The organism is Bordetella sp., from assembly GCF_057362025.1.
In genome coordinates, this window is record NZ_JBMQQZ010000058.1 from 1 (window position 1) to 4,412 (window position 4,412).

The window sequence follows — 4,412 nt, forward strand, 5'->3', positions numbered from 1 at the left end:
CAGCGTGTCCGCCACCGCGGCCTCCATCGAGCGTCCGTACAGTTTTTCGTAAGCGTCCATCTGGCTACGGTTATCGGCCAGGATGGCCTGGCGTTCGCTCGCCGGCAACCCGGCAAGCAGCGCCAGGCCGCCGGCGGCGGCCCCCAGCGGCCGCCGCGTGGCCCGACCACCCGATCGAAGTGGTCGTACCGCTGACCGCCGGCGGACCGACCGATCTCTTGGCGCGCATCCTCGCCAAGCCGCTCAGCCAAAGCCTGGGGCAGTCCGTCGTCATCCTGAATCGCCCGGGCGCCGGCGGGGATATCGGCGCCGAGTACGTCGCCAAGGCCCATCCGGACGGCTACACCCTGTTCCTCGGGACATCGGGTCCGCTGTCCATCAACGCCACGCTCTATGGCAACCTGCCGTTCGACCCCATCAAGGATTTCGCGCCGATCAGCCTGGCGGCCACGGCGCCCTTCGTGGTGGTGGTCAATCCCAAGTCCAGCCTCAAGACTTTCCACGACCTGGTCGCGTACGCCAAGGCGCATCCCGGCAAGCTGAACTACGGCCTGGTGCCCGGCAGCGCGGCACACCTGGCCACCGAGCTCTGCAGGATGAAAGCCGGCATCGATATCACGCAGGTCCCCTACAAGGGCGCGGCGCCCGCCACCAACGACTTGCTGGCCGGGCAGATCGACCTGAGCTTCGCCTCCACGCCCGGTGTGGTCGGCCTGATCCATGCAGGCAAGCTGCGCGCGCTGGCCACCACCAGCAAAACGCGATTGCCGCAGTTGCCCAACGTTCCGACGCTGGCCGAGTCGGGCCTGCCCGGCTACGAGGCCAGCGTCTGGTACGGACTGGTCGGCCCTGCCCACCTGCCGGCGGACATCGTCCAACGCCTGAACGCCGAAGTCATCAAAGCACTGCGTGATAGGACCGTCATCCAGCAAATGGAGGCGAACTACTTCAACCCGGAGTCCTCGACGCCGGAACAATTCGCCGCCTTCATCAAATCGGAATCGGCCAAGTGGGGCGACGTGGTGCGCCGGTCCGGCGCCAAGGTCGGATGAAAGCGCCGGACGTCACGCGATGCGGCGCCCCTCAAGGCCATGCATGGCACCGGTCGGGGCTTCCGTCACCTGCAGCTCCCGCGCAAGTTGCGCGCGATAGCGTTCCACGCTGGCGGCCTTGATATGGCCATAACCCCGGACCTGCTCGGGCAGCGCGGCGATCCTGGCGGCGCGGTCCAGATTGTCCGGGCTTAGCGTGGCCAGCAGCGTGTCGATCGCCTGGCAATACTGCCGGATCAGTTCGCGCTCCATCCTGCGTTCGGCGCTGCGGCCGAACGGATCCAGCCAGGTGCCTCGCAGCCCCTTCATCCGGGCCAGCAGCTTCATTGCCGTCAGCATGCGCGGCCCGAACGTCATCTTGCGGGGAGCACCCGTACGCGGATCCTTGCGCGCGAATACGGGCGGCGCCAGATGAAACCGCAACTGGTAATCGCGGCCCGCGACGCCTTCGAACTGGCCCGCCAATTGCCGCGCAAAACCGCCATCGGTGTACAGGCGCGCGACTTCGTATTCGTCCTTGTACGCCATCAACTTGAATAGATTGCGGGCCACGGCTAGCGCCAGGCGGGACGAACGCCGCGTGCCGGACAGCGCGATCACTTCCCGCTCGCGCTCGGCCACGCGTTCGACGAACTGCCGGTACCGCGTGGCATAGGCCGCGTCCTGATACAAGGTCAGGTCCGCGACGCGGCGCGCGAGGGCGGCATCCAGGGTTTCGGGCACGCTCAGGTGAATCACCGATGTACGAGGTTCCAGCACATCGGCCAACGCCCGCGGCTGATGCGCGGCCAGACGCCCCGCATCGAATGCCGCGCGGTTCGATGCCACCGCCACGCCGTTCAGTTCGATCGCGCGCGACAGCGCCTCGTACGTCACGGGCACATCGCCGCGCTGCCACGCATAACCCAGCATGAAAATATTCGACAGGATGCTGTCGCCGAACAGCGCCAGCGCAGCGCCGTGCGCATCGATGGCGGCCGTCCGATGCTCGCCCGCCGCATGTTTTACCTTGGCCAGAAGCGCGTCGGGCCGCATGGCCGCATCCGGATTCCGCGTGAAATCGGATACCGGCGCCACATAGGTATTCATCGTCACGCGCGTCGCGCCTTTGCGCAGCGCGCCCAGCGCATCGGGCGCGATGGCGGCCACCGGATCGCACAGGATCGCGGCATCGGCCTGTTGCCAGTCCAGGCGCACGGGACCGCCCTCCATGTGCCGCGGCGCCAGCCGGATGTGGCTGATCACGGAGCCGCCTTTTTGCGCCAGCCCCGTCAGGTCGAGCACCGACGCCGACAACCCTTGCAGATGCGCCGCCATGGACACCAGCGCGCCGATGGTGATAACACCCGTCCCGCCCATGCCGGCGACCAATAGCCGGTAAGGCGCGGATACGGGTTCGACGGCCGGCATGGGCAGGGCCGCGATCAAGGTACGCAGGCGGTCCTGCTCGAACGCCGGCGCCGCGCTTTTGCGCAATTTTCCGTCCACGACCGAAACGAAGCTCGGACAGAAACCGTCGGCGCAGGAGTAGTCCTTATTGCAGCTGGATTGTTCGATCGCGCGCTTGCGGCCATAGGGAGTTTCCAGCGGAACCACCGACAGGCAGTTCGAGGTCGTGCCGCAATCGCCGCATCCCTCGCAAACCGCGCTGTTGATGACCATGCGGCGCGGCGGATCGGCCAGGGCGCCCTTCTTGCGGCGGGGGCGCTTTTCGGCCGCACAGGCCTGATCGTGGATCAGCACGCTAACGCCGCGCACCTCTCGCAGTTCGCGCTGCAGCGCGTCCAGCTCGCGGCGATGGTGCACGGTGGCGTCCGCCACGTCCACACCCCGGTATCTTTCCGGTTCGTCGGTAGTGATGACGATGCGCTCGACGCCCTCGCCCCGCAATTGCCGGCATATCCGCGGCACCGAAATCGCGCCGTCCACCGGCTGCCCACCCGTCATGGCCACCGCATCGTTGAACAGGATCTTGTACGTGATGTCGGCCTTGGCCGCGATGGCTTGCCGTATCGCCAGGTACCCCGAATGGAAGTAGGTGCCTTCGCCCATGTTCTGGAAGACGTGTGGTGCCCTTATGTATCGGGACAGGCCGATCCAGTCGGCGCCTTCGCCGCCCATCTGCGTCAGGCCACCCGTGTCCCGGTCCATCCAAGCCGCCATGTAGTGGCAGCCGACGCCGGCCAGGGCCTGGCTGCCTTCGGGGACTTTGGTGGACGTGTTGTGCGGGCAGCCGGAACAAAAGTACGGACGGCGCCGCATGCCGTCGGCGTCGTTGGACACCGGAGCCGGACAGGTAAATTCCGACGGGTCCATCACCGGCCGCAGATCCGAGGTCCGCGCAAGCCAGGCCGCCAGCGGTTCGACCAGCAGAGAGGGACGCAACTGGCCGGCGGAAGGGATCAGCGGATCGCCATCCAGGCCGTTCCTGCCCACCACGGTGGGGCGGTCGGGCTGGTTGAAAAACAGATCCTTGACCTGGCCTTCCACCACGGCGTTTTTCTCTTCCACCACCAGAATGTGTTGCAGGCCTTGCGCGAATTGCCGCAGGCGTTCCGCATCCAGCGGCCACGTCACGCCAGGCTTGTAGATCCGCACGGGCGCGTTGGCCGTTCCGGTATCGATGCCCAGCCGCGCCAGCGCCTCCATGGTATCCAGATGCGCCTTGCCGACCGTCACGATCCCCAGTGTCGCCCTGGGCGCGGCGCAGACCAGTTTGTCGATCGAATGACGGCGGACAAACGCGCGCACCGCTTTCATCCGCGTATTCATGCGCTTTTCCACCGCCAGCGACAGGAACTCGCGAGCCGAGTATTCCAGCTCGCTGGCCGGCAGCCCCGGATCCTCCGGCATGTCATAGGACGGCACCGGCGCGGGCATGAAAGAACGGCCGCTTTCCACGGTTTCGGAAACCGCCTTGAACGCCACCCACGTCCCCGCGTGACGGGACAGCGCCCAGCCATAAAGACCGAAGGCTTCGTATTCGTCGACCGATGCCGGATGCAACACGGGCATTCGCCATGCGATCAGCGATGCTTCGCTGGAATGCGGGATCGACGACGACACCGCCGTGTGATCGTCGCCCACCACGACCAGCACGCCGCCATGGCGCGACGCCCCCGCGGCGGTGCCATGATGCAGGGCGTCGCCGGCGCGGTCCACGCCGGGACCCTTGCCATACCATAGGGAGAACACGCCATCGACCTTGCGGTCCTCGCGCACGCCCGCTTGCTGCGTGCCCATGATGACAGTAGCGGCCATGTCTTCGTTGATCGCCGGCAGGAAGCTGATCTGGTTGGCGTCGAGGACGTCTTTTGCCTTCCACATGGCCATGTCCACGCCGCCCAGCGGCGACCCGCG

Annotated in this window: 2 protein-coding genes; one reads left to right on the plus strand and one right to left on the minus strand. The window is 66.7% G+C overall.

Annotated elements, in window-relative coordinates:
* Positions 1-179 precede the first annotated feature (179 nt).
* Positions 180-1,052 (plus strand): Bug family tripartite tricarboxylate transporter substrate binding protein, encoded by an 873-nt coding sequence (locus ACO1P8_RS11195; RefSeq protein ID WP_486295962.1) that lies wholly within the window; start codon positions 180-182, stop codon positions 1,050-1,052.
* Between the two features lie 12 nt (positions 1,053-1,064).
* On the opposite strand, the gene ACO1P8_RS11200 is transcribed toward ACO1P8_RS11195, so the two are convergent.
* Positions 1,065-4,412, minus strand: a 3,348-nt coding sequence (locus tag ACO1P8_RS11200) for an indolepyruvate ferredoxin oxidoreductase family protein (RefSeq protein ID WP_486295963.1), incomplete at its 5' end; no start/stop codon positions are given.